The organism is Moheibacter sediminis (assembly GCF_900176425.1).
GTDB lineage: Bacteria > Bacteroidota > Bacteroidia > Flavobacteriales > Weeksellaceae > Moheibacter > Moheibacter sediminis.
Genome location: NZ_FWXS01000010.1, coordinates 36,726 through 62,146, shown reverse-complemented (window position 1 = coordinate 62,146; position 25,421 = coordinate 36,726). Strand labels below are relative to the sequence as shown.

Here is a 25,421-nt window from a genome sequence, read left to right as displayed (position 1 = left end):
CGGAATGAAAGCCTTTTATTTTTTTCTATTCAGATATTCTTTGACTAAAATCTGATTAGCAGCCATTTTCTTATACATAGATCTTGCCTCTTCCGCGGGCGAACCGAAATAAGATTTCCCTTCTTCCAAATCATTTCCAACACCGGATTTTGCCATCACAACGACTTTATTCCCGATGTGAATTCCGCTTTTGACGCCGACTTGTCCCCAAAGCGTTACCTCGTCACCAATAATCACACAACCGGCAACACCAACTTGTGAAGCGAACAAACATTTCTTACCGATGATGGTGTCATGTCCTATTTGGATAAGGTTGTCCATTTTGGTTCCGGCACCGATGATAGTCGAAGCTGTCACACCGCGATCAATCGTGCAGTTAGCGCCGATTTCTACATCGTCTTCGATGACCACATTTCCGACTGATTTTAATTTATCAAATCCTGTTTCGCGCTTTTTGTAATAAAATCCGTCACCACCTAATACTGTTCCTGAGTGGATGATGACATTGTCACCAATGATAGAATTGTCCCCAATGGAAACGTTGGCATGAATCAAACAATTCTTTCCAATAACTACATTATTTCCTACAAAAACATTCGGTTGCAAATGTGTTCCCTTACCAACTAAAGCGGTATCTGAAATTGCATGGTTCGCTCCCTGAAATGAATTGAAATATTGTCCGAGTTTCACAAAATCTCGGAAAGGATCGTCGGAAATTAACAATGCTTTTCCTTCAGGACATTCGACTTCTTTGTTGATCAAAACAATTGTAGCAGCACTTTGCAGGGCTTTATCGTAATATTTTGGATGATCTACGAAAACGATATCTCCACTTTCCACACGGTGGATTTCATTGAGCCCTTCGACAGGGAAATTTCCATCTCCAACGTATTTTGAGCCGATGATTTGGGCGATTTCTTTGAGGTTATATATTCTGGGGAATTTCATTTGATAAGAATTTAGAGCAAATATATTATTTTTTGAAATGAATTAAATCGAATAAAGATTCTCTCAGATTTGAATTTGATTAAATCATATATTAAAAAATCTTTAAATTTGATTCGAAATAAAAACAAACAATTATGAGCTTAAACTTTAAAATCCTTTCCATTGCATTTGCTTCTTCGCTTTTCATCGTGTCTTGTAAATGTGACAAAGGAACTACTTACAACAATCCGATTCCGGTAGAATCTGACAATGATTCCATGGATGTGGAAACTGAAACTGAAATCTCTAAGATCGATGTGGATGGAAATTATATCTATGAAATCGGAAATTTATTTGATTTGAGCCTTCCGAACGGAACGAAATTAAATGTCGGCGAAAACAGTTCTGAAAATAAATTTTTCAAACAACTGGGGGATTCTACCTTTTCGGTGAGTTCGGATAAAACGCAAGGTTGGATCACGCTTGACCGTGTTTATTTTGCTTCAGGAAAATCAGATTTGACCGGAAGTTCTGATGAACAAATTAAAAATATCGTAAAAATTTTAAAAGCTTTCCCGACTGCAACTATCAAAGTTGGCGGCTACACTGATAATACGGGAGGTAGTGACGTGAATATGAAAGTTTCGGGCGAAAGAGCGAAAACGGTTGCTGATCAAATCATCGCTGAAGGAATTGAGGCTTCTCGTTTGGAAAGTGAAGGTTATGGCGCACAACATTTCGTTTGTCCGGCAAATGACACGAAAGAATGTCAGGCACAGAATCGAAGAGTTGATATAAGAATTACGAAGAAATAATCTGAATTAATTCAAAAAACAAAGGCGAATCATGAGATTCGCCTTTTATATTTTATCAAAATGAATTTCTGATTAAGCTTTTTGATACAAAACCGTTACACCTTCCTGCTCAGGCAAAGTCGGACGAACTTCTAAATGTAAAGGACCTTTTCTTTCTTTTGCTTTCATGCTGAACCATCCTGTCAACCAGTAAGGAATCATAGATGCGAAGAAAATAATCCCCCAAAATCCACAACAAGCCATAAATAAGAAAAACACAAATCCTACAAACTGTATCATAATCGTAACTTTATTATCTGCACAAAAGTAAAAAATTTAATCCAATTCCAAAACCAAACTGAAAATTATCAGTTATTAATGATTATCAATTCAGGTTTATTAAATTTGAACCTTTTAAAATCAAATAGATACATTATAATTTAAATTCATAATAAAAAACAACACGATGGATTATAGAATTGAAAAAGACACGATGGGCGAAGTAAAAGTCCCTGCTGATAAATACTGGGGAGCGCAAACGGAGCGTTCTCGCAATAATTTCAAAATCGGACCCGCGGGTTCGATGCCCAAAGAAGTGGTTTACGGATTTGCTTATCTGAAAAAAGCTGCGGCTTATGCAAATTGTGAATTAGGTGTTTTACCTGAAGAAAAAAGAAATGCCATCGCACAGGTTTGTGATGAAATTTTGGAAGGAAAGCTGGATGCTGAATTTCCATTGGTAATCTGGCAAACCGGTTCAGGAACGCAATCTAACATGAATGTAAATGAAGTAATCGCTAACCGCGCACAAGTTTTGGCGGGTGGAAAAATCGGTGAAGGCGAACCGGTTTTAAAAGCGAATGATGATGTGAACAAATCACAATCTTCGAACGATACTTATCCGACCGGAATGCACATCGCCTGCTACAAATCTGTTATGGAAAAGACAATTCCGGGTGTTGAGAAATTGCGTGATACTTTGCAGACAAAATCTGAAGCATTCAAAGATGTTGTTAAAATCGGGCGTACACACTTGATGGATGCGACGCCATTGACTTTGGGACAAGAATTTTCTGGATATGTTTCTCAGTTAAATCATGGATTAAAAGCTTTGAGAAATACGTTGGAACATCTTTCTGAATTGGCATTAGGAGGAACTGCAGTTGGCACAGGATTGAATGCTCCGAAAGGTTATGACGTTTTGGTTGCGAAATACATCGCGGAATTTACGGGATTACCTTTCATAACTGCAGAAAATAAGTTTGAAGCTTTGGCTGCACACGATGCAATTGTAGAAAGCCACGGAGCTTTGAAGCAATTGTCGGTTTCATTAAATAAAATTGCAAATGACATCAGAATGATGGCTTCGGGGCCTCGTTCGGGAATCGGTGAAATTTTAATTCCTGAAAACGAACCGGGTTCTTCTATCATGCCGGGAAAAGTAAATCCGACTCAATGCGAAGCTTTGACGATGGTGGCTGCTCAAGTAATGGGGAACGATGTTGCGATCACAATTGGTGGTACGCAAGGTCATTATGAATTGAACGTGTTTAAACCTTTGTTGGCTTATAATTTCCTGCAAAGTGCGGAATTGATCGGTGATGCTTGTGTTTCTTTTGATGAACATTGCGCGAAAGGAATCGAACCAAATTATAGAAGAATCAAAGAATTGGTGGACAGTTCCCTAATGTTGGTTACGGCTTTGAACACAAAAATCGGATACTACAAAGCGGCTGAAATTGCACAAACGGCTCATAGAAATGGAACGACTTTGAAGGACGAAGCTGTTCGTTTGGGGTATGTTTCTCCGGAAGATTTTGATGCTTGGGTAAGACCTGAGGATATGGTTTAATCTAATTTGAAGATTATATAAAAATGAAAATCCCGGGTCAAAGCTCGGGATTTCTTATTCGCAGGAGTTGATGTAATCAATTACTTCTTCGTTGAAAATTCCATTGTAAAACATATCATTTTGCTCATTATTTTGCTGGGATTTCTTATCAATTTCATATTTCTTAAAATCTTCTTTTGACATAGACTTCTTAGCTTTTTTCAAATCTTGCTTATACTCTTCTTGTTTTACTTTGAAGCTATTGGTAAATTCTTTGTTAGCAATACTTACAAAACTTTCATCATATTTTGATTTCCTTTCTGCTAAATGACTTAGGTAAAGCGGACAGTTTTTACCCATGTATTCTAAAGCAGTATAAATTTTGGGTCCAATCTTTTTTAAAGAAAAAATTGATCCTAAAGTAATCTCAAATGGTTTTACTGCATATTCGGTTCCTTTTGGTAAAAAATAATAGTTATACCCTTTGACATTACAAGAGCTAGCAGATTTTCCGCTACATACTAACTCAGTAAAATTGTAAATGGACAATTTTGAATTGCTGAAATAAACGGGTAATAAAACGGGATTTTCTTTAAAATCCATTTTTAAATCGTTATTGGGTTTTGTGATTTTTACTTTTTCATAAGTTACAGATTTTACTTCATTTGAATAAAATTCCGGTTCATCTACTGTGATTCTTTTTATTTGAGCAATGGATATTTTTTCATCTTTACTGTCTTTATCTTTCTTAAAAGTATAATATTCTCTGGCTAAATTCATATTATTTTCAGGTGATCCAAAAAGTAATTTAATCTCAGAAGTATCATAATAAAAGGCAGATTTGTCATCAAAACTCAATACAAAACCTTCTCTGACCGTGCCGTCTTCGAGTTCAATTAATGTTTTGTAATAAGCGTTTTTTCCAACATTCAGCGTTAATTGCGCATTGAGAAAGTTAAACCCTAATAGTAATAAGAAAAATGATTTTATTTTCACGATTGGTTTTTATTTTATGAGTGCGAAAATAAAAAATCCCCGAAGCAAAACTTCGAGGATTTTATTATTTACTTGAAATTTAATTATTTTTTACCATAACGCTCGTAAGCCAAACGAACCGCTTTGTTTACGTCAATTACGCCACCTGTAACCGAAAGGTCGCTGAATTTACGTTCGTCGCCTTCGCTTCCTGTTTTCACAATTGCATCTGATTTGTTTACAGTTTCAAACAAAACTTCTTTTACTTGTTGCGAAGTCATGTGCGGAAAATAAGCCCAAATCAACGCCGCTGCTCCAGCCGCAACCGGCGAAGCCATGGAAGTTCCCTGCGCATATCTGTATTTTTGATCAGGAATGGTCGAATAAATTTCAGTTCCCGGTGCGAAAATATCAACTTTTACCGTTCCGAAATTTGAAAAAGATGCCTTCAAAGTTTCGTTGTAACGTGTACTTGCCCCAACTGTAATCCAGTTTTTAGCAATTGAAGTCATTTCGTTGTCTTTGAAATTACTTGGATAATTGGTGTTGTAATCCAAATCTTTGTTATCATTTCCTGCTGCATGGAACATCAAAACACCTTTGCTGTCCGCATATCTGATGGCTTCATAAACCAATTCTTTTTCAGGAGAAAATGCTTTTCCAAAGCTCATATTCAAAACTTTCGCTCCATTATCAACTGCATATCTGATTCCGTTTGCAACGTCCATATCGCGCTCATCTCCGTCCGGCACCATGCGTACCGACATCAATTTCACCACATCTCCGGCAACACCGTTCATTCCTTTTCCGTTGTTTCTCACAGCACCGATGATCCCGCCAACGTGAGAACCGTGAAATGCATCAGGTCCTTCTACTTCATTGTTTCCGTAACCGATTTTTGCAGAACTTGTTCTTCCGTTCGTCGGATCATAAGAAATGTTGTAAGCATATTTTGCATCACCGTCAAATTTTTTGATGCTTTCATCAAATTCTTCATTTGCTTTTGTGATGATCTCTGTCAGGCTCAATCCTACAAATTCAGGATTGTTGGCGATGATGAAATTGATTTTTTCATTGGCTTCTTTATCAGCATCTGTTGCAGTGGATAATTTAGCAACATTTTCAGCAGTCAGTTTTGTTTCTTTTGCGTAAGCTTGTAATTCATTCAAAAATGCTAAAACCTGGGTACGCTCCTGCTCTACTTGTCCCACACTATTTTTTGCAGCATAGTATTTTTCAGACCAAACTTTTCTTGCTTTCAAATAGGTCTGGTATTCATTCGGCATTTTTACCATGTTGGCAGAATCCGCTTTTTTATTTCCTGAATTAAATAACGGTGTGTATTTCACCACAACACGCGTTGCTTCATAAGAATCCTCATTGTAATCCACTCCTTTGTCATCAGCACAAAAATCCCAACCGTTTATATCGTCGATGAATCCGTTTTTGTCGTCATCTTTTCCATTTCCGGCTTTTTCTTTAGAGTTTACCCAAATATTGGCTTTCAAATCTTCATGATCTATTTCGATTCCACTATCCAAAACACCTACCACAACAGTCGTTGGTTTTAGGTTTTTAGATTTCAGAAATTCAATGGCAGCATCAGTACCAATACCGTAAACACCTGTTTGTTGAAAATCTTGATGAAACCAATTTTGTTTTTCTAATTCAGCTTTGTCTTGTGCAAATGCTGTCGCGAAAGTAAAAGCCAGCGAAAGGCTAAGGATTATTTTTTTCATTTTTTATATCAATTTAAATCTGAAGAATATTATTTATTTAATGATTGGTGACAAATATAATGGTTTCGTTACAAACAGTGTTTTTGTGTTGGGTATTTGTTGGGTTTAAGTTATGAGTTTGGGCTATATTTGTGAAAGACAATTCAAAACTGAATACCCCACAAAAAACAAAATGAAACAAATTGTTTTTGATATAAACTCGCACGAGGAAATTTGGTCATTGATTGATAAAAAATTCGATCATATATTCATTCATAAATTTATGCCCAATGAAGCCATTGCGTGGTGGAAAACGGACGTTAAAATGAAGAATGGGGAATTTTATGAAAATCTAAATGTCAGAAATATGGAATTTGATATTTTGACGGATTTAAATGGTTTGGAGAAAATTCTGGTGTTCAATTCTTATCATTTAAGAATTTATCAGTTTGACAAAGTTGTTCCTGACAAGCTTTCTCTTGAATATTTACCTCCAAATAAACTTGAACAAATTTTACTTCGAAATGGTTTAAAGCATACTTATTTCTGCGATTTTGAGTTTTTGACAATATCGAGTTCAGATGAAAAATTTATCGAAGCCATCGAAAACAATACAGTTTTCAAAGAAAGAATTGAGGAGCGTAGAAAAATGTAATTCTCAATCATCCAATAATTCATCATCTGGAATATAGGAAAATGCTTTGAAAAAACTTTCATCATTAATCATTTCCACTATAACTTTACGTATTAACTCAGGTGTGATTTCTTCAACTAAAATCATATCGCTTGCCCAAAAATATCTTCCATTTAAAAGCTCTCCCCACTCTTTATTTTTAGCAATTAAGGATTCAATATTCTTATAAGTAAAAAAAGAACCGACATATTTTTTATTTTGATAAGTAACAAAAACATCTAAGTTTTCATCATATCTATCTTCCTCTCCTTTATAATTAAAAATTTCAATTTCTACATTCATCATTTATTTCTTATAATTATTAATTTACTCCTTCCCTTCCACAATCGTAAACCCTTTCTCGATCCTGTTTCCTAGTTCATCACTGACGACTATTTTGTGTTTTCCGGGTTCGGGCAGCAACGGCATTTTATGGATGGATTGTGTGGTGCCGATGAATTTCCCATCCAAATGCCAAAATAGCTTGCTCTCGGGTTTGGAATGGGCGATTTCAAAAACAACGGCTTGCTGTTCACCCGAAAAATCTACCGGTAAAAATATTCGGATAAAGTTTTTCGGATAGATGAAATCAAAAGGTTTTTCATTCAAAGCCGCATTGCAATTAGAGAGATAAGGTGGTAAGGATTGATAATAAGGATGTCCTTTGGCGTAATAATATTCCTGAATCGCTGGCAGCACAAACCAACTTTTACTCAGCATTTCATCAACAGGATAACATTCGTTATCGACCCTGAAATTTCCGGTTTTGTCTAAATTAATTTTTTTATGATACGGACAAACTTCAGCATTGTTCCCCGATTTTGGAACGATTTGTTTGATATAATGCGAACAATTCGGACTGAGCAAATAGCCACTTTCCTTGCAAGTTTTTACTTCTGTCCAGCCATCTTTCGGCTGACGAAAACGTTTTTTCAAATCCAATCTATGGAACACATCAAACATAACAGGCGCGGCCGCTTTTACGCCGATGATTCCGGGACGCCCTTCTCCATCTGCATTCCCAACCCAAATCGCAACTGCATATTCAGGCGTTACGCCGACCGACCAAGCATCTTTGAATCCATGACTGGTTCCTGTTTTCCAAGCGATTCTTTTGGACGAATAAACCTGCCAGCCTGCTTCGGAATCAGGTCGAACCACATTTTGCAATGCGTCTAAAGTAAGAAAGGCTGCTTGCGGACTTATTGGATATTTTTGTTTTTTTGGATTTTCATTTTGCATGAACTGAATTTCTTGTGAAAATGATTTCCCATCATCATGCACCAATGCATAAGCCATGTTTCGATAGGCTTCCGCAAGTTCCCAAACTTTCACTTCGCCGCCCCCGACAATCAAAGACAAACCATAATGCTTGGGTGTTTTATTAAATGTTGTAAATCCAAATTGCTTGAGACGATGATGGAATTTAGCTACTGAATATTTTTCAAGCATATGCACCGCAGGAATGTTGAGCGATTTTGCCAAAGCTTCATCTGCGGGAACCGCGCCTGAATAGTTTTTATCATAATTTTCGGTGATGTCAATCGGCGTATCGTTCAACAACATTTTGGGCAAAAGCTGTCCGTCCTGCAACATCGAAGCATATAAAAACGGTTTCAAAATACTGCCTGAACTTCGTTTGGATTGAATGATATCGACCTGATTGGAATAACTGTAATTTTCATCTTTGGTGTTTCCGACATAGGCTTTCACATTTCCGGTTTCCACTTCTACAACCAAAACTGCAATGTTGTGAATTTCGCTGGCAGACAAATTTCGTTTGTGATTTTCTACGATTAGATTCACTTGCTCCTGCAAATTGGAATCAATGGTGGAATGCAATCTTTTTCCTTTGTGAATTTTCGAAGAAGTATGCAAAAGATGAGGAGCGATTTCAGGTAGTGAATTAGGCTTTAACGGTAAAGGCTCGGAAAGCGCAAGCATATAATCGTCCTCTGAAAGTATTTTTTCTTCCAATAATTTCTTTAGCAATCTGTTTCTTTTGCTCAATAACAATTCATGGTTTTTTCCCGGAAAAATCAACGAAGGTGCATTGGGTAAAACTGCCAAGGTTGCACATTCACCCCAAGAAAGCTGGTGTGCAGGTTTCGCATAATAACGCCAAGCCGCCGCATCAAGACCGACAACATTTCCGCCAAATGGCGCATAAGAAGCGTAATAATTTAGGATTTCATTTTTGGAATAAGTCAGTTCCAATCTTGTTGCCTGAATGATTTCCACAAATTTCTGCCAATAAGTTCGTTTGGGGTTTTGTTTAGCAAGGCGAATGGTCTGCATCGTAATCGTACTCCCGCCACTTTTTACCGAGCCTGAAGAAGAATTCTGCCTAAAAGCACGAAAAAGAGAAACAGGATTTACGCCAGGGTGTTTACGGAAATAAGCATCTTCAAACTGTGTAATGCAAACTTCAAATCGTTTCGGAACCGAATCGCTGACCGGAAAACGCCATTGCTCATCCTTGGAAATCGTTGCACCCAAAAGCCGGTTGTCTTCACTGTATAAAATCGTGGAAGTATCTTGCTTAAAAAGTGGTCGAGGCAATGAAAAAAATAAATACCAAATGAGAAATATCACGAAGATAATTCCAATTGGTATTTTGTATTTTTTGATAAAACTTTTCAGTCTGCGAAACACGAAGCAATAATTTTCTTCGAATTTAATTCAAATTTGAAGAAAGAAGTGTTATTCTGACAAAAGAAGAAGCTGCATGCACATTAAATTCATCATACCTCGGAATGACAATGGAAAATTATTTAGAATTTGCTATCAGATAAGCGCGAACCAATCGGCTTTCTTCCTGCGTCAATTCTGTTTTTGGTAACATTCTTTTGAGGACATTGTTCCATTTTTCAGCATCACGGGATGACGGCTCAAACAATTTATGACATCTTGTACAACTTTCTTCAAAATAAGCTTGACCTTGCGCCAACTGCTCGGATGAAAAAGCATCAAGCACTTCTGATTTACTCGGAACAGGGTCTGTGTGTGCGATGGTATTGGCTACTTTGGTGGCACAACTTACTATAAATAATACTACCAAAATGAAACCGAATGTTTTAAGAATTTCTGACATATTTTTTGGATTTTGATGAAAGTTAAGGATAGATTTAAAAACTGACAATCATCAGGTTTAATTTAGATTGAGACTAAAACTGATTAATTTTAATAACTTCTTTGAATTGTTGACTTCTTTATTTGTCACAACGGGTTCATTCTATTAAATTTGCCTGAACTTCAAAAAAACACAATTCAATGTCAACGTACGTGGTAGTAGGTCTTCAATTTGGAGACGAAGGAAAAGGAAAAATCACCGATGTTTTATCAGCTAAATCCGATTACGTAGTCCGCTACCAAGGCGGTCATAATGCCGGTCACACCGTTTATGTGGGCGAAGATAAATTTGTACTGCATTTATTGCCTTCCGGGGTTTTACAATCACAAGGGAAATGTATCATCGGCAGTGGCGTAGTAGTTTATCCACAAAGTTTTTTAGATGAAGTAGCTTCGCTGGAAAGCCGCGGCATCACGACTGAGCATATTTTCATCGACCGCCGTGCACACATCATCATGCCTTACCATGTTTTGCTGGATACCTATCGCGAAGAAGCTGCCGGAAAGGATTCTATCGGCACTACCAAGAGAGGAATCGGTCCTTGTTACGAAGACAAAGTGGCACGCGTTGGGATTCGTGCGATTGATTTGTTAAATCCTGAAGTTTTAAAAGAAAAATTAGAAATCAATCTCAAGATCAAAAATACTTTGTTTGAAAAATTATTTGACAAACCGGCATTGGATTTTGAAGAAATTTATACGCAATATTTAGCCTACGGCGAACAGATCAAACACAGAATAATCGACGCAGTTGTGGAAGTAAACGATGCCATCGATGCCAACAAAACAGTTTTATTTGAAGGAGCTCAGGCTTTGATGCTTGATATCGACTACGGAACTTATCCTTATGTGACCTCTTCATCTCCATCAACCGGAGGCGTTTGTGTGGGTGCGGGTGTTGCGCCAACTAAATTGCAGAATTTGATTGGGGTTTCAAAGGCTTATTGTACACGTGTCGGAAACGGACCCTTCCCAACGGAACTGGACAATGAAATCGGTGAACACATCCGTAAAATCGGTCATGAATTTGGTGCTTCCACAGGTCGTCCGAGAAGATGCGGATGGATTGATTTAGTTGCGCTTCGTCATGCTTGCCGCATCAACGGGATTACGCATTTGGTTATTACCAAATTGGATGTTTTGAGTGGATTTGAAAAAATTAAAGTTTGTACTGCTTATCAAACCGAAGACGGCGAAATCAAAAAGAATTTCACTGCTTCTACTACGAAATTGGAACAATACAAACCTGTTTACGAAGAATTGGACGGATGGAATGAAGACATCTGTGGAATCAATTTATTCAATGAATTGCCGCAAAAAGCGCAGGATTACATCCATTTCATCGAAGAATATTTAGGCATCGAAGTTTATTTGGTTTCAGTTGGTCCGGACAGGTCGCAGAATATTATCAGAAAGGAATTGTTTTAAAAAAATAATCAAACATAAAATGAAAGTCTCGGAATTAATGTAATTCCGAGACTTTTTTATTCTTTATATTTAGTAGAATCCTAATCCTCTAATTCCTCCTTCCTACCTTTAATTTCTAAATCCAAAAGAACGCGCGCAGCATCATCTTCGTCAAAACTCAAATTCCCTGCTACGAAAACGCCTTTCTCACCGCTGATATGCTCAATTCCGTAAACCGTTGATTCATCATCAGGATTGCTCATTCCTTCATATCGGTAAATGTGTGTAATCTGAAATGCATCCGGCTCATTTACAATCATTTCCCTATCTGCATTAAAATCTTTTTCAAAACCTTTTTCTTTGAGCTCTTCCAAAGCTCTTTCTGTGGTTGCGTAATGATATTGTTTTCTCTGTTTCATGATTTTAGTATTTAATTTGTTCGGTTTTATAACTTCATAATTAGTGCCAAAATTTCAGATAACTTGTTTAAATGTTTCAATTTTAAAGCATTCTAAATCATTTATAAATTGAATTTAAGTGCTATTTTTGCCTCTCAATTCAACACACAATAAGATGAACAACAAATACCAGAATCCGCTCGAATCAAGATACAGCAGCGACGAAATGTTATACAATTTTTCTCCTGACATGAAATTTTCAACCTGGAGAAAACTTTGGCTTTCTCTCGCTGAAATCGAAAAGGATTTGGGGCTGGACATCTCTGAAGAACAATTGCAGGAAATCCGTGACAATATTTACAACATTGATTATGAAGTAGCGGCGAAATATGAAAAACAATTTCGTCATGATGTGATGGCACATGTACATACATTAGGCGATGTGGCTCCGAAAGCAAAAGCAATCATTCATTTGGGTGCAACTTCAGCTTTTGTCGGTGACAATACAGACTTGATACAAATCCGTGAAGGATTGTTAATTGTCAAGAAAAAATTAGTCAATGTAATCAAAGGTTTGAATGATTTCGCGTTGGAATACAAAGACTTACCAACTTTAGGTTTTACACATTTCCAGCCAGCACAATTGACAACCGTTGGGAAAAGAGCAACTTTGTGGTTGCAATCGGTTTTGTTGGATCTGGAAGAATTAGAATTCAGAATTGAAACTTTGCGTTTTCGTGGTGTGAAAGGAACGACGGGAACTGCAGCGAGTTTCAAAGAATTGTTTGACGGCGATTATGAAAAAGTGAAAGCCTTAGACAAAAGATTGTCAGAAGAATTCGGATTCAAAAAAGTATTTGGTGTTACAGGTCAAACTTACGATAGAAAAGTAGATGCAGAAGTTTTGGCAACTTTGTCCAACATCGCTCAATCAGCACATAAATTTACGAACGATATCCGTTTGCTTCAGAATTTAAAAGAAATCGAAGAACCTTTTGAAAAATCTCAAATCGGCTCTTCTGCCATGGCTTACAAAAGAAATCCGATGCGAAGTGAACGTATTGCTGCTTTGGCGAAATTCGTTATTTCTTTGGCGAGCAGTCCGGCGATGGTAGCTTCTACACAATGGTTCGAACGAACTTTGGACGATTCTGCCAACAAAAGATTGAGTGTTCCTCAGGCATTTTTGGCGATTGATGCGATTTTGATTATTTGGAATAATGTTTTAGACGGGTTGGTGGTTTATCCCAAAATCATCGAAAAAAGAATCAATGAAGAATTGCCGTTCATGGCAACGGAATATATCATCATGGAAGGTGTGAAAAATGGGGGTGACCGTCAGGAATTGCATGAATTGATTCGTGAACACAGCATGGAAGCGGCGCGACAAGTAAAAATGGAAGGTTTGTCAAATGATTTGGTAGAAAGAATTTTGGCGGATGAAAGATTTAACATAGACAAAGAAAAACTGCAACAGGTTTTAGACCCGAAAAATTTCATCGGATTTGCACCGATTCAGACTGAAGAATTTTTAGCAGAACATGTGCAGCCGATTTTAGATGAAAACAAAGATTTAATTGGTTTGGAAACGGATTTGAAAGTTTAATATAAAACTTTTGAGGATTCATTTCTCTTTCTGTATTCGGAAGGAGAAAATCCTGTTTTTTGCTTGAATATTCTGTTGAAGCTTGCTTTGGATTGAAATCCGCTGTCGAATGCAATTGACAGGAGCGTATATTTTTCGGCTTCTTCTGATTTGATTCTTTCCTTTACTTCTTCAATGCGGTAATCATTGATCAAATTATAAAAACTAATATTCAAATATTGATTTAAAAGTTCGGAAAGCCTTTTATTGGATATGCCCATTTTGTCTGCTAATTCTGTCAAGTTCAATGATTCGTCCCGATAAAGTTTTTGGTCTTCCAGCAATTCTTTGAGTTTCATTTTTAATTCATCTACTTCTTCAGGAGAGAAACTATCAGTTGGTTTATTAGATTTAAAATCTGACGAATCTATCTGCTGTTCCACAATTTCGCTTGAATGAGGAGAAACAGAGGAATCTGATAATTTTTCCAATAAAAATTCTGGCATTAATATTTTTGACTGAAACATTCCCTTGTATCCCAAATAAACAAACATTCCTATCAAACCAAAAGCAACCAAAGTCCCTATGTTCCAGGGAATCATCGGGTAAAACAGTTCGTAAACGGTACAAAGTACATCTATGATAATTATAAAAATAAATCCATAAATCAGGTATTTGTACCAATTGAGATTATTTTGACCGATGGTTGAATAAGATTCTTCAAATAATTTGTTGAATTTCTTTAGAAAATTCAAACTCATCACTAAGTAAATGATGAAATAGAGATTTTCTGTTTGATTGATATAGATGTCTGCTTCAACATAGTAATTGTGAAATGTCTCGAAAGTATTCCATGCAACGGCTATAGACAATGGAAACGAAATAAATAATTTCAATAAAAAAAATGGAATGAGACTCAGCAAAAGTGGTTTTACTATTTGAGATTTTGGTAGAACCAAAGATTTGAGTTGGTAATATAAAACAGGTCCTAACAAAAAACCCATCCCGTGGCCAAACAAAATCGCTACACCCGCTAAAAAACTTATTTTATGAAGAAATGCGTAATAATAAAGAAGAAAAAAGAATGCATTGGCAAAAAATATAATGAGTAATTTCTGAGAAAAATTGATTTTTGATTTGATCAAAAAAACGACAAATAGCCCTAACAAAGACATTCCGGCAATCAAAACGAAGTCGATAAATATTTTCCAATTTTCCACATCGAAAATTAGGAAGGAAAATGATTTCTCACAAGTTTTAATCACCGGAATGTAGGAAACAGTTATTTTTTTATGATTTTAAAGGATTGCCCGTTATTTAATTTTAAAATATACATACCTGAATTTAAATTAGTTAAATCTATTTTTTCAGAAGATTCTACTGTACCATTTTTCAATTTCTGTCCGGCCAAATTGTATATTGTATATCCTTTATTTATAATATTGTTATTTCCTTTCAAATAAATAACATCAGCAGCAGGATTAGGATAGATAATTAATTTATCTCCAGTTTCTAATTCATTTACACTTAAGTTTTCAGGATTTAATTTTATGATATAAATATCGCGGTAACCATCTTCTCCTAAAACTGTAACATTGAATTCACCTTCAAGTGGATCGATGTCAACTGTCTGGTGAAATGAAGAAGCTAAGTAAATATTTCCTAGAGCATCAACTTCAACGTCATGCCCATCAGGACCACCCGAGCCTCCGAAAGGATATGCTGAAATAAACTGACCATCTGAATCAATTTCAGCCACAAATGCATCCATGAAATTGTCACTCTGCTGATTGATGGAGATTCCGTCAAAAATTGCATCTGCATTGAAATACCCTGTAAAATAGGTCTTGTCTTCGAAAACTGCTACATCGTATATAAAGACCATGCTGCTTCCACCTACTTTTTTTACCCATTGTGGAATTCCCTCACTGCTTAATTTGAGAACAAAACCATTGTAGAAAAAGCTCTCTGGAGAAATCGTAAACAGCTCCTGATTATTTTCCGGATCAAAATTAACTTTTCCGAAAATACTTCCTATGACATAGATATTCCCATCAGAATCAATATCGAGTCTTGTAGTTTCAGCATTGCCGGGTTCTTCAGGCAATGAAGAAGATGAGTGATAAGCGTCAAGAAAATTTCCGGATTCGTCTAATTGAACAAGATAAATATCTTTTCCAGCTGAGTTTATAATTAATTCTTCAGCATTTGGATTCAAGTCACAGTTTCCTGAAAATTCACCCAACGCCAAAATATTTCCATTTTCAAGTGTTTTTACAGATTTTCCATAAGCAGAACCTTCTCCTCCGATTTTTTTCGCCCATTGAAATTCACCGTTTGGATTTAATTTCAAAATAAAAGCGTCTCCATTCCCGGACGAATTCATTATAAATTCACCGTCCGAAGGATCAAAATCAATTGCTGAAAAATAATATCCAGTCAAGTAAACATTTCCTGAAATATCTGCTGAGATTGAAATTGATTCTTCATAATCAGGGCTTCCTATAGATTTCACCCAAATAAAATTCCCTTCAGGATCCAATTTCAGAATAAACATATCATGAAATCCATTGGAAACAAGTAAGCCTCCATTTCCGCCAGGATTGAAATTAACCGTTTGTTGAAATGCTCCTGTAAGATAAATGTTGCCATCATTATCTAAAGAAATACCATTTGCATAATCATTATCAAGCCCGCCAAAACTTTTTACCCATACAACTTCTCCCTGAGGATTTATTTTTGATAAAAATATATCAGAAAGTCCATTGGAAGATACAGAAACCTGATTTGAGCCTTCTCCAAAATGTGCTGTGTGAGAGAAATATCCTGTGGTGAAACTATTACCAGCATCATCTGCAATCATATTTCTGACAACATCATCGCTTTCGCCTCCAAATGTTTTACCCCATTCAAAAGTTTGGGCAGAAGCGTAATACGAAAAAATCCAAAAGATTGGAAAAATAAAATATTTTTTCATGTTTGAATTAAAATTTGATTGAAATTATTTTTTGATGATTTTGAAACTGAATTTGTTATCTATTTTCAAGATATAAATTCCCTGATTCAAATTACTTAAATTTAATTCTTGCTTTTGATTAATTAAACCTGAAGAAATTAATTTCCCTGTCAGGTCATAAATTTTAAATTGTTTTCCATTTAGAGCATTTTTACTGTTGATGAAAAATGTTCCGTTGGAAGGATTTGGGTAAATCTGGATTTCGTTTTGAGCAATCATTTCATTCAAACCCAATTCACTATCAGCATATTTCAAAATATAAGTATCGCGGAAGCCTCTTGATACAAATTCATGCGTTTGATTTGGGTTTGGGTCTACATCTACTGTATTTTCAAAAGTTCCAACGATATAAATATTTCCTGAATTGTCTAATCTCACACCATGTTCTTCTACAAAATTAGCTCCTCCTATCGCTCGTGCGTAAACAAAATTTCCTGCAGAATCCAATTTTGCTATGAATGCATCCATTGCTTCATTACTTTGTTGTGACAATGCTGTATCTCCAAAACTAACTGTATTAGAAAAATAGCCTGAAAGGAAACTTTCTCCTGATGAATTAACTGCAACTCCATATCCATTCGAAGTACCTTCTGCATCTATGGCTGTGATGTGTTTTACCCATCCAAATTCTCCATTTTGTGTGGTTTTAAATACGTAGCAATTTAGAAATTCGTTGGTAGAATATGTGTGTTCTCCTCCGTGTTCCATGTTGGGAGCAAAGTCTATGATTCCGCCAAAATAGCCAGTTACATATGCATTTCCCTCATTGTCAACTGCCACATCAACGGTTGTCGAGATTCCGTTATCTCCTTTTGTTGTGGCTACATTGATAAAATCCCCCATATTATCGAGGCGCAAAACAAATATATCCATGCTTCCCTGACCTGCAGTTACGATATGTTCCGATTCGGGATTAGGATCAAAATCACAGCTCTGCTGGAAATTTCCTACGGCATAAATTTGTCCGTCATCCAAAACTTCCATTGCTAAAAGAAGTGAAAACCCTCCGGCTATTTGTTTTGCCCACTGAAAATTTCCTTCATTATTTAATTTTAAAATAAATCCATCTCCGATACTAACTGGCTCCATTTCAAATTCGGCTTCTGAGGGATCAAAATCCATAATACCATAAAAATATCCTCCAACATAAACATTACCATCGGCATCAACATCTATAGCAGTAGATTCCTCATATCCTGTGTTACCGATACTTTTTACCCATTGAAAATTCCCATCAACGTCTAATTTTAACATGAAGATATCCAAATACCCTGTAGATGTAAGCGCTGAAGATTCTCCTTCAGGGTTAAAATCAACCGTATTCTGATAAACTCCTGTTACATAAACACCCTCTGCATCAGCATTAATTCCTGTTCCATAATCCTCTAGATCTGAACCAAAAGTTTTGACCCAAAGTAATTCTCCATCAGGCGATGTTTTGGAGACAAAAACATCGAACGAACCATTAGAAATAACTTCAGCTTCATGAGATCCCGAACCAAAATAAGAAGTATCAGTAAAATATCCGGTGACGTAAGTATTGCCTTCACCATCAACCGACATCGATCTCGTGACGTCTTCACCTTCTCCGCCAATCCTTTCCGCCCAGACAAAATTCTGAGCATTTAAAAAACCTGAAAACATTAAAAGAACATAGAATATTTTTTTCATTTAAATAATTTTAATTTGAAGCAAATGAAGCAATAATCTAACTTACAAAAGACTTAACGGAAGATTTGAGACCTATTTATGAGTCATTTTTATATTTATTTTCCTGATTTGACATATGATTTTCACATGACAAAAAGATTATCAAATAATTAAGATAAAACCATTGAAAAAAATAATTAATAATCGTAAATTTGCCACTTATTGTGTTAAACCAATTATTTCATTTGTATAAACCCGGAATATGGCCGGGCGTTTCTACGGAAAACCGTTAATTTTCCTCTACAAGTGAAGTATTCGGAATTTATTTCGTTTGCTTCATTCGTAGTTAACTTTGAACTATAAATTATATATGAATAAACGAATTTTTATTCAAAAAAAATCTCAATTTGACATTCACTCCCAGAAAGTCACGAAAGAATTACAAAACCTTGTCAGCGGAATTTCGTGCAAGGTTTTTGTCATTTACGACCTTTTTGAAATCACTGAAAATCAATTAGAAGAAACTCTTTTTCAGGTTTTTGCAGACCCTGTAACGGATATTGTTCACCAAAATTTCGAAGAAATTTTAGCGAACTTCGAAACTCGAACTTCGAACTTCGCAACTGAGCCTCTTCCCGGTCAATACGACCAACGTGCAGATTCTGCTGACCAATGTTTGCAATTAGTTGGCGTGCGTGAAGCAAAGGTAAAATCAGGATATTTGTATGTTTTCGAAGGAATTTCAGAATCGGATTTAGATAAAGTAAAAAAATATCTCATCAACCCGATTGAAGCGCGTGAGAAAAATTTGAATGAATTAATTTTAAGCGAATCAACTGAAATTAAACCTGTTAAAACGATTGATGGATTTTTAAATTTTGATTCAAACCAATTAGAAAATTTACATAAAGAATTCGGATTCTCGATGGGAATGGACGATTTAGAATTCATTCAAAATCATTTTCAATCCATCCAACGAAACCCAACCGAAACTGAATTGAAAGTTTTAGACACTTATTGGTCTGACCATTGTCGCCACACCACTTTCGAAACGGAAATCACCCACATCAAATTCGAAAATCAATTCAAAGAAACTTTACAAAATACTTTTAATTATTATTTAAAATTAAGAGAAGAATTAAACATCACAAAACCAATCCGAATGATGGATCTCGCGACCATCATGGGAAAATATTTAAGCAAAACCGGGAAAGTAAACAACATTGACATTTCTGAAGAAATCAATGCGTGTTCCATAGTTGTCCCGATTGATGTGGATGGGGTTGAAGAAGAATGGCTTCTACAATTCAAAAACGAAACACACAACCACCCAACCGAAGTGGAACCATTTGGAGGTGCTTCGACTTGTGTGGGTGGTGCGATTCGTGATCCTTTGTCCGGTCGTGCTTATGTTTTCCAAGCGATGCGCGTGACAGGTTCGGCAAATCCTTTGGAAAAAATCGAAGATACACTTCCGGGAAAATTACCCCAGCGAAAAATTACCAAAGAAGCTGCAAACGGATACAGTTCTTACGGAAACCAAATCGGTTTGGCTACAACTTACGTCAAAGAAATTTACGACGAGGGCTACAAAGCCAAACGCATGGAAGTCGGTTTCGTTGCAGGAGCTGTGAAAAAAGATTGGGTACGCCGTGAAGAACCCACCGGCGGCGACAAAGTAATCGTTTTAGGCGGTCGCACAGGACGCGACGGAGTCGGTGGTGCAACGGGTTCGTCTAAAACACATGATGGACAAAAACTGGAAGAATTAAGTTCAGAAGTACAAAAAGGAAATGCAATCGTGGAACGAAAAATTCAGCGATTGTTTAGAAATAAAGAAGTTTTGGCACTCATCAAAAAGTGCAATGATTTCGGTGCAGGGGGAGTTTCGGTAGCCATTGGGGAAATTGCAAGAGGCGTAAATATTAACTTGGACACACTACCACTCAAATATACCGGTCTCAACGGTACGGAACTCGCTCTCTCTGAATCTCAGGAAAGAATGGCAGTCGTGGTAGAATCAAAAGATGCGGAAAAATTCATTGAGTTTGCAGCAATTGAAAACTTAGAAGCAACTATTGTTGCTAATGTAACCGATGACGAAACCATGATCATGTGGTGGAAAGGAAATAAAATTGTCGAGTTGGACAGAAAATTTCTTGATACAAATGGCGTTCGCAAACAAGCGCAAGCCACAATTCAAAATGGAGAAAAATTAAATCCGTTTGAGTCCAAAGAATTTTCAAAAGAAAATTTCATTCAATTATTGAAAGAATTAAATCACACTTCCCAAAAAGGAATGGTGGAAATGTTCGACAACAATGTAGGAAGAAGCACGGTTTTGAATGCTTTTGGCGGAAAAACACAAAGTACACCTGAAGACATCAGCGTTCAGAAATTCCCAACGGACGGATTTACAAATGCTGTTTCGATGGCGAGCTTTGGATTCAATCCACAATTAAGTTATTGGTCGCCTTATCATGGCGCTTATTTCGCGGTGATGGATAGCGTTGCGAAAATTGTTGCAGGAGGCGGAGATTTCAAAGAAATCCGATTGACTTTGCAAGAATATTTTGAAAAACTACGCGACGAAGCAGAGCGCTGGGGAAAACCTTTTGCTGCTTTGCTCGGTTCGATTGAAGCTCAAAAACAATTGAGCATCCCTGCAATTGGAGGAAAAGACAGCATGAGTGGAAGCTATCAAGAAATTGACGTTCCACCGACTTTGATTTCTTTCGCGGTCGCTCCGAATAAATCTGATAGAATTAATTCATCAACTTTCCAGAAAACAAATTCAAAAATTTCGGTTTTCATTCCTGAATTAAAGGATGATTATTTGTTTGATGAATTAAATCTGAAACAAATTTTTGAAACCATTCATTCAAATAATTCCATCATCAATTCTGCCATGACGGTGAAATCAGGAGGAATTGCAGAAACTTTAGCGTTAATGGCTTTTGGAAATGAAATCGGATTTGAAGTCAATTCTAATTTGGATTTGATGAAATATTATCCGGCTGCAATTGTTGTTGAACATTCAGAAGAATTAAATATTCCAACTGAAATTCAGTCCAATTACTATTTATTAGGAAATACAAATTCATCGAAAGAATTTAATTTCAATGGAATTCAAATTTCAATGGAAGAAACAAAATCCGCCTGGAAAAGTACCTTTGCTGAATTATTCCCATACGAAGCTCAAAGCTCGAAGCTCGAAGCTGGCAAAGAATTAATAAATAATTCAAAATCTGAAAAACGAATTTCGAACCTCGAATTTCGAAATTCGAAACCAAAGGTATTCATCCCATCATTTCCGGGAACGAATTCTGAATACGACAGTGCGAAAGCATTCCGAAAAGAAGGCGCCGAAACAGAAATAATTGTTTTCAAAAACCTTTCAGAAAAAGATATTGAAGAAACGGTGGTTGCTTATTCAAAAGCGATTGACAATTCTCAAATTTTGTTTCTTCCGGGTGGATTTTCCGCTGCAGACGAGCCGGACGGTTCAGGAAAATTTATTGCGACCGTTTTGCGAAACGAGAGAATCAAAGAAAGCGTCCATAAATTATTGGAACGCGACGGATTGGTTTTGGGAATTTGTAATGGCTTTCAGGGATTGATCAAATCAGGATTGTTGCCTTACGGCGAAATCAGAGAATTGGATGAAGACACACCAACTTTGACTTTCAACCAAATCGGAAGACACATTACGCAATTGGCAAAAGTAAGAGTAAATGATTCCCATTCGCCTTGGTTGAAAGGGATGGCTGGACAGGAATATTGGATTCCGTTTTCGCACGGTGAAGGAAGATTCATGGCAGACGAAAAGAATCTAGAAATTTTATTTGAGCAAAATCAAATTGCAACGCAATTCATAGATTTAGAAGGGAAAATCGCTTCTGAAATGCCTCACAATCCAAATGGTTCGGTTTTAGGAATAGAAGGAATTGTAAGTCCTTGCGGAAAGATTTTCGGACGAATGGGGCATCCGGAAAGATTTGAAGAAGGACTGTTCCAGAACATTCCGGGCATCGAAGTGATGAATATATTTAAGAATGGAGTAGAATATTTTTTATAATTAAATATGAAAGAATTGATAATAATATCCATTTGTGTTCTACTACTATATTCATGTAAAACTAAGGAAAACAAAGGCACGGAAATAAAATTGCCTATTAGTGAAAAAGCCTTAACATATCCTGTAAGTACGAAAAGTAAAAAAGAGTATCAGGTAGAAGAAGATACACTATATGCAACATTGAACAATTATGAGTTTATTGTTTATCCAACGGGAGAAATTGATCAAAAAGAGAAATCGAAATTAATTGCCAAATATAAACTACAATCTGAACTTACTATTGAAAAAGCATATTTACAGTTTTATAAAGATAATTTGATTGTTTATTACACAGAAAATGCTGCTGGAGATGCTGCAAGTTTTGTTGAATCAATTAACCGTAAAACTCAAATAAATAATTGGAAATTATATGCCTATGCTTTTAACTTAGGGCAACCTGTGATTGAGAATAATGCAGTGTATATTTCAACTTTGGGTTTTGTCGGAAAGGTTGATTTAGATAATGGCAAATATTTATGGAAGAATGAAGAATTGTATAGTGATGAAATAAAATTCAACCAATGTGATTCCATCATTTTTAATGATAATGACGTTATTTTTATTGCAGATAATACTATTTATGGTAATCATAATGAATTTGTAGATAGCATTATAGTTAATGATAAAACTGGAAAAATTAAACGAATAGCAAAATAAACACAATGAGCTACACAAAAAAAGATTTCATATACGAAGGCAAAGCCAAACAGGTTTACACTACGGAAGACCCTAATTTGGTCATCGTATATTACAAAGATGATGCAACAGCATTCAATGCGCAAAAACGCGGAACGGTTGCCGACAAAGGAGAAATGAACAACAAAATTTCAACTTTGATTTTCAATTATCTGATTGAAAAAGGAATTCAGACACATTACATCGAAACTTTGAATGAACGCGAACAATTGGTTAAAAAAGTGGACATCATCCCGATTGAAATGGTTGTCAGAAACTACGTTGCAGGAAGCATGGCACAGCGTTTAGGATTGGAAGAAGGAGCAAAATCTCCGGTAACCATTTTTGATATTTGTTACAAAAAAGATGAATTGGGAGATCCATTGATCAATGACCACCACGCAGTTTTACTGGGCGCAGCAACTTATGACGAATTGAAATTGATGTATGCAATGACCGATAAAATCAATGCAGCTTTGATTGATTTGTTCATGAAAGCGAATTTGATTTTAATCGATTTCAAAATTGAATTTGGCAAGGATTCTGAAGGAAACATCATATTGGCAGACGAAATCAGTCCGGATACTTGCCGCCTTTGGGACAAAGATACTTTGAAGAAACTGGACAAAGACCGTTTCAGAAGAGATTTGGGAGAAGTTTCCGAAGCTTACCATGAAGTTTACAATAGACTTCAGCAAGCATTAAAAAAATAAATCAAGAAAAGAAGTCAGCAAGACAAACAATGAACACTTGTAAAAACAAATCGAAAAGTTCTCAGTTTTACCAAAGAAACTTTCTTAAAACCGCTTTCAAAGATACTTTGGACAGCATGGAAGAAGAATGCGGTGTTTTCGGAATTTACTCCCCGCGAAACATCGACACATTTTCTCTTACGCAGTTTGGTATGTTTGCATTGCAGCACCGTGGGCAGGAAGCTGCCGGCGTTTCAGTCCTCAAAGATGGAAATATCAAAACCTATAAATCCGCAGGTTTGGTGTTGGATGTTTTTAAAAATATCGAAGAAATTGAAGAATTTCAGGGCAATGCTGCCATCGGACATACACGTTACACGACTGCGGGTGGTGGAAGCTCAAAAAATATTCAGCCATTATATGCTGTGAATTATTATGGTAAACCACACTTTTCGATTGCACACAACGGAAATGTAATCGATATCGAAGGACTCAAGCAAGAATTGGCAAAAGAGGGACTTCCTTTTCTTGCGACTTCTGATACAGAAGTTATTTTGCGCTCGATTCAAAGGCATTCGCATTTGACGGTGCAGGAAGCAATTCAATTGGGATTGAAAGAAATTCGAGGTGCTTATTCGGTTTTATTATTGACTAAAAATTCATTGGCTGCATTTCGTGATCCGAACGGAATTCGTCCTTTATGTATCGGTAAAATGGATGACGATACGTATGTTTTCAGTTCGGAAAGCTGTGCTTTGGATGCAGTTGGCGCAGAATTTCTGCGTGATGTAGAACCCGGAGAAATTGTAGTTGCGGATAAAGATGGGTTGCATTCTTATTCGCTTGAACAACCGTCGAGACAAAGGATTTGTGCTTTCGAATATATTTATTTTGCGCGTCCTGATTCCAATATCCAGGGTCGGGAAATTTATGACTTGCGTGTCGAAAGTGGCCGCAAATTGTTTGAACAATCGCCTGTGGATGCTGATGTTGTAATTGGTGTTCCGGATTCAGGAGTTCCTTCTGCGATTGGATTTTCGAATGCTTCGGGTATTCCGTTTGAGCCGATTTTGGTAAAGAACCGATACATGAGCCGTTCGTTCATCGTTCCTTCGCAGGAAATGCGCGAACGTGTGGTGAATCTTAAGTTGAATCCTATCGTAAGCAAAATCAAAGGTAAACGATTGGTGATTTTGGATGATTCTATTGTGCGTGGAACGACTAGTAAATTATTGATTAAAATATTGAAAGAAGCAGGAGCGAAAGAAATTCATTTCAGAAGTGCTTCGCCGCCTATCATTGCGCCTTGTTTTTTGGGGATTGACATGCCGACGAAAAAAGATTTGATCTCTGCAAATATGAATAATAAGGAATTGGCGGTTTATCTTGGGGTTGATTCGCTTGATTTTTTATCGGTTCCGAATTTGATTGAAATATTGGGTTCTAAAAATCATTGTTTCGGATGCTTTACGGAAGATTATCCGGTCGAGAAAGAATTGCCAAGAGAAGAATTTTATCAGTCGAAGATTGAGTATTGATTTTTAATGATTAGGGTTTAATGATCAATCTTAAAATTATAGAAAGGCGGAAGTGATTCCGTCTTTTTTTGTTAACTTTAATTACGAAGTAGATTGGGAGCGGATTTTGTGAGTTGTTTAGGATGATTAAGCGTAAGCTAAAGCTTCTGTAGAGACTGCTAAAAAGAAATTCACTGAGAGGTCAACAAAATATACATGGTTTAATTTGAGGATGGTATTTTAATTTTGGGGAGAGTATAGTTTTTTATATTTGAATTTTACTGAAATTTTTTAATTATGAAATAATTTTCAAT

20 protein-coding genes and 1 riboswitch are annotated in these 25,421 nt (G+C 36.4%); of the genes, 9 read left to right on the top strand and 11 right to left on the bottom strand.

The features are described from left to right. Positions 1–15: 15 nt before the first annotated feature. Positions 16–948: a UDP-3-O-(3-hydroxymyristoyl)glucosamine N-acyltransferase gene (locus tag B8977_RS13335; RefSeq protein WP_084018431.1), complete on the bottom strand. Its 933-nt coding sequence runs from the start codon at positions 946–948 to the stop codon at positions 16–18. 134 nt (positions 949–1,082) lie between these two features. On the opposite strand from B8977_RS13335, the gene B8977_RS13330 reads away from it, so the two are divergent. After that, the gene (locus tag B8977_RS13330) at positions 1,083–1,742 is read left to right on the top strand and encodes an OmpA family protein (RefSeq protein ID WP_084018428.1); all 660 of its coding nucleotides are present in this window, start codon (positions 1,083–1,085) and stop codon (positions 1,740–1,742) included. A gap of 72 nt (positions 1,743–1,814) precedes the next feature. Here the strand turns inward: B8977_RS13330 and B8977_RS13325 are convergent, their stop codons facing one another. Continuing rightward, entirely contained in the window at positions 1,815–2,021 is a 207-nt protein-coding gene (locus tag B8977_RS13325; RefSeq protein ID WP_084018425.1) for a hypothetical protein, read from the bottom strand. 166 nt (positions 2,022–2,187) lie between these two features. Here B8977_RS13325 and fumC point away from each other — a divergent pair, with 166 nt between their 5' ends. Beyond that, a complete protein-coding gene (gene fumC, locus B8977_RS13320; protein ID WP_084018420.1) occupies positions 2,188–3,573 on the top strand; it encodes a class II fumarate hydratase in 1,386 nt (461 codons plus the stop codon). A gap of 54 nt (positions 3,574–3,627) precedes the next feature. Here fumC and B8977_RS13315 read toward each other — a convergent pair whose 3' ends face one another. Together B8977_RS13315 and B8977_RS13310 are read right to left on the bottom strand one after the other, a co-directional pair. Next, on the bottom strand, positions 3,628–4,548 hold the full coding sequence (locus B8977_RS13315) for a hypothetical protein (RefSeq protein ID WP_084018417.1): 921 nt from the start codon (positions 4,546–4,548) through the stop codon (positions 3,628–3,630). An 83-nt stretch (positions 4,549–4,631) separates the two neighbouring features. Then, on the bottom strand, positions 4,632–6,266 hold the full coding sequence (locus tag B8977_RS13310; protein ID WP_084018414.1) for a S8 family serine peptidase: 1,635 nt from the start codon (positions 6,264–6,266) through the stop codon (positions 4,632–4,634). Between the two features lie 172 nt (positions 6,267–6,438). Between B8977_RS13310 and B8977_RS13305 the strand changes: the two genes are divergently transcribed. Further along, complete coding sequence (locus tag B8977_RS13305) at positions 6,439–6,900, top strand: hypothetical protein (RefSeq protein ID WP_143736525.1); 462 nt, start codon at positions 6,439–6,441, stop codon at positions 6,898–6,900. 3 nt (positions 6,901–6,903) lie between these two features. On the opposite strand, the gene B8977_RS13300 is transcribed toward B8977_RS13305, so the two are convergent. The 3 genes from B8977_RS13300 to B8977_RS13290 form a co-directional block, all read right to left on the bottom strand. After that, complete coding sequence (locus B8977_RS13300) at positions 6,904–7,224, bottom strand: hypothetical protein (RefSeq protein ID WP_084018409.1); 321 nt, start codon at positions 7,222–7,224, stop codon at positions 6,904–6,906. Positions 7,225–7,245: 21 nt separating this feature from the next. Beyond that, the gene (pbpC, locus tag B8977_RS13295) at positions 7,246–9,513 is read right to left on the bottom strand and encodes a penicillin-binding protein 1C (RefSeq protein WP_245828562.1); all 2,268 of its coding nucleotides are present in this window, start codon (positions 9,511–9,513) and stop codon (positions 7,246–7,248) included. Between the two features lie 175 nt (positions 9,514–9,688). Continuing rightward, positions 9,689–10,012, bottom strand: a complete 324-nt coding sequence (locus B8977_RS13290) for a hypothetical protein (protein WP_084018402.1) — start codon at positions 10,010–10,012, stop codon at positions 9,689–9,691. A 179-nt stretch (positions 10,013–10,191) separates the two neighbouring features. On the opposite strand from B8977_RS13290, the gene B8977_RS13285 reads away from it, so the two are divergent. Next, a complete protein-coding gene (locus B8977_RS13285; RefSeq protein ID WP_084018399.1) occupies positions 10,192–11,478 on the top strand; it encodes an adenylosuccinate synthase in 1,287 nt (428 codons plus the stop codon). Positions 11,479–11,558: 80 nt separating this feature from the next. Here B8977_RS13285 and B8977_RS13280 read toward each other — a convergent pair whose 3' ends face one another. Then, positions 11,559–11,876, bottom strand: a complete 318-nt coding sequence (locus B8977_RS13280; protein ID WP_084018395.1) for a hypothetical protein — start codon at positions 11,874–11,876, stop codon at positions 11,559–11,561. A gap of 154 nt (positions 11,877–12,030) precedes the next feature. Between B8977_RS13280 and purB the strand changes: the two genes are divergently transcribed. Next, positions 12,031–13,461, top strand: a complete 1,431-nt coding sequence (gene purB, locus B8977_RS13275) for an adenylosuccinate lyase (RefSeq protein ID WP_084018392.1) — start codon at positions 12,031–12,033, stop codon at positions 13,459–13,461. Here the strand turns inward: purB and B8977_RS13270 are convergent. The 3 genes from B8977_RS13270 to B8977_RS13260 form a co-directional block, all read right to left on the bottom strand. Further along, positions 13,458–14,660, bottom strand: a complete 1,203-nt coding sequence (locus B8977_RS13270; RefSeq protein ID WP_084018389.1) for a helix-turn-helix domain-containing protein — start codon at positions 14,658–14,660, stop codon at positions 13,458–13,460. The two genes, purB and B8977_RS13270, sit on opposite strands and share 4 nt — an antisense overlap. A 62-nt stretch (positions 14,661–14,722) precedes the next feature. Further along, on the bottom strand, positions 14,723–16,417 hold the full coding sequence (locus B8977_RS13265; RefSeq protein ID WP_084018386.1) for an SBBP repeat-containing protein: 1,695 nt from the start codon (positions 16,415–16,417) through the stop codon (positions 14,723–14,725). A gap of 24 nt (positions 16,418–16,441) precedes the next feature. Beyond that, positions 16,442–18,127 (bottom strand): T9SS type A sorting domain-containing protein, encoded by a 1,686-nt coding sequence (locus B8977_RS13260; protein ID WP_084018383.1) that lies wholly within the window; start codon positions 18,125–18,127, stop codon positions 16,442–16,444. Positions 18,128–18,331: 204 nt separating this feature from the next. Continuing rightward, positions 18,332–18,429, top strand: a riboswitch (purine riboswitch). A gap of 47 nt (positions 18,430–18,476) precedes the next feature. Here B8977_RS13260 and B8977_RS13255 point away from each other — a divergent pair. From B8977_RS13255 to purF, 4 genes are read left to right on the top strand one after another with little or no spacing between them, the layout of a single operon-like run. Then, positions 18,477–22,184, top strand: coding sequence for a phosphoribosylformylglycinamidine synthase (locus B8977_RS13255; protein WP_084018380.1), 3,708 nt, complete (start codon positions 18,477–18,479; stop codon positions 22,182–22,184). 6 nt (positions 22,185–22,190) lie between these two features. Beyond that, positions 22,191–22,880 carry a hypothetical protein gene (locus B8977_RS13250; RefSeq protein ID WP_084018377.1) on the top strand — a complete coding sequence of 230 codons (690 nt, stop codon included), beginning with the start codon at positions 22,191–22,193 and terminating at the stop codon, positions 22,878–22,880. Between the two features lie 5 nt (positions 22,881–22,885). Further along, entirely contained in the window at positions 22,886–23,611 is a 726-nt protein-coding gene (gene purC / locus B8977_RS13245) for a phosphoribosylaminoimidazolesuccinocarboxamide synthase (protein ID WP_084018374.1), read from the top strand. A gap of 29 nt (positions 23,612–23,640) precedes the next feature. Continuing rightward, positions 23,641–25,128 carry an amidophosphoribosyltransferase gene (gene purF / locus B8977_RS13240; protein WP_084018372.1) on the top strand — a complete coding sequence of 496 codons (1,488 nt, stop codon included), beginning with the start codon at positions 23,641–23,643 and terminating at the stop codon, positions 25,126–25,128. Positions 25,129–25,421 lie beyond the last annotated feature (293 nt).

Coding starts and splice junctions, on each gene's coding strand:
- B8977_RS13335 (WP_084018431.1), bottom strand. CDS start 948: ATGAAATTCCCCAGAATATATAACCTCAAAGAAATCGCCCAAATCATC.
- B8977_RS13330 (WP_084018428.1), top strand. CDS start 1,083: ATGAGCTTAAACTTTAAAATCCTTTCCATTGCATTTGCTTCTTCGCTT.
- B8977_RS13325 (WP_084018425.1), bottom strand. CDS start 2,021: ATGATACAGTTTGTAGGATTTGTGTTTTTCTTATTTATGGCTTGTTGT.
- fumC (WP_084018420.1), top strand. CDS start 2,188: ATGGATTATAGAATTGAAAAAGACACGATGGGCGAAGTAAAAGTCCCT.
- B8977_RS13310 (WP_084018414.1), bottom strand. CDS start 6,266: ATGAAAAAAATAATCCTTAGCCTTTCGCTGGCTTTTACTTTCGCGACA.
- B8977_RS13305 (WP_143736525.1), top strand. CDS start 6,439: ATGAAACAAATTGTTTTTGATATAAACTCGCACGAGGAAATTTGGTCA.
- B8977_RS13300 (WP_084018409.1), bottom strand. CDS start 7,224: ATGATGAATGTAGAAATTGAAATTTTTAATTATAAAGGAGAGGAAGAT.
- B8977_RS13290 (WP_084018402.1), bottom strand. CDS start 10,012: ATGTCAGAAATTCTTAAAACATTCGGTTTCATTTTGGTAGTATTATTT.
- B8977_RS13285 (WP_084018399.1), top strand. CDS start 10,192: ATGTCAACGTACGTGGTAGTAGGTCTTCAATTTGGAGACGAAGGAAAA.
- B8977_RS13280 (WP_084018395.1), bottom strand. CDS start 11,876: ATGAAACAGAGAAAACAATATCATTACGCAACCACAGAAAGAGCTTTG.
- purB (WP_084018392.1), top strand. CDS start 12,031: ATGAACAACAAATACCAGAATCCGCTCGAATCAAGATACAGCAGCGAC.
- B8977_RS13265 (WP_084018386.1), bottom strand. CDS start 16,417: ATGAAAAAATATTTTATTTTTCCAATCTTTTGGATTTTTTCGTATTAC.
- B8977_RS13260 (WP_084018383.1), bottom strand. CDS start 18,127: ATGAAAAAAATATTCTATGTTCTTTTAATGTTTTCAGGTTTTTTAAAT.
- B8977_RS13255 (WP_084018380.1), top strand. CDS start 18,477: ATGAATAAACGAATTTTTATTCAAAAAAAATCTCAATTTGACATTCAC.
- B8977_RS13250 (WP_084018377.1), top strand. CDS start 22,191: ATGAAAGAATTGATAATAATATCCATTTGTGTTCTACTACTATATTCA.
- purC (WP_084018374.1), top strand. CDS start 22,886: ATGAGCTACACAAAAAAAGATTTCATATACGAAGGCAAAGCCAAACAG.
- purF (WP_084018372.1), top strand. CDS start 23,641: ATGAACACTTGTAAAAACAAATCGAAAAGTTCTCAGTTTTACCAAAGA.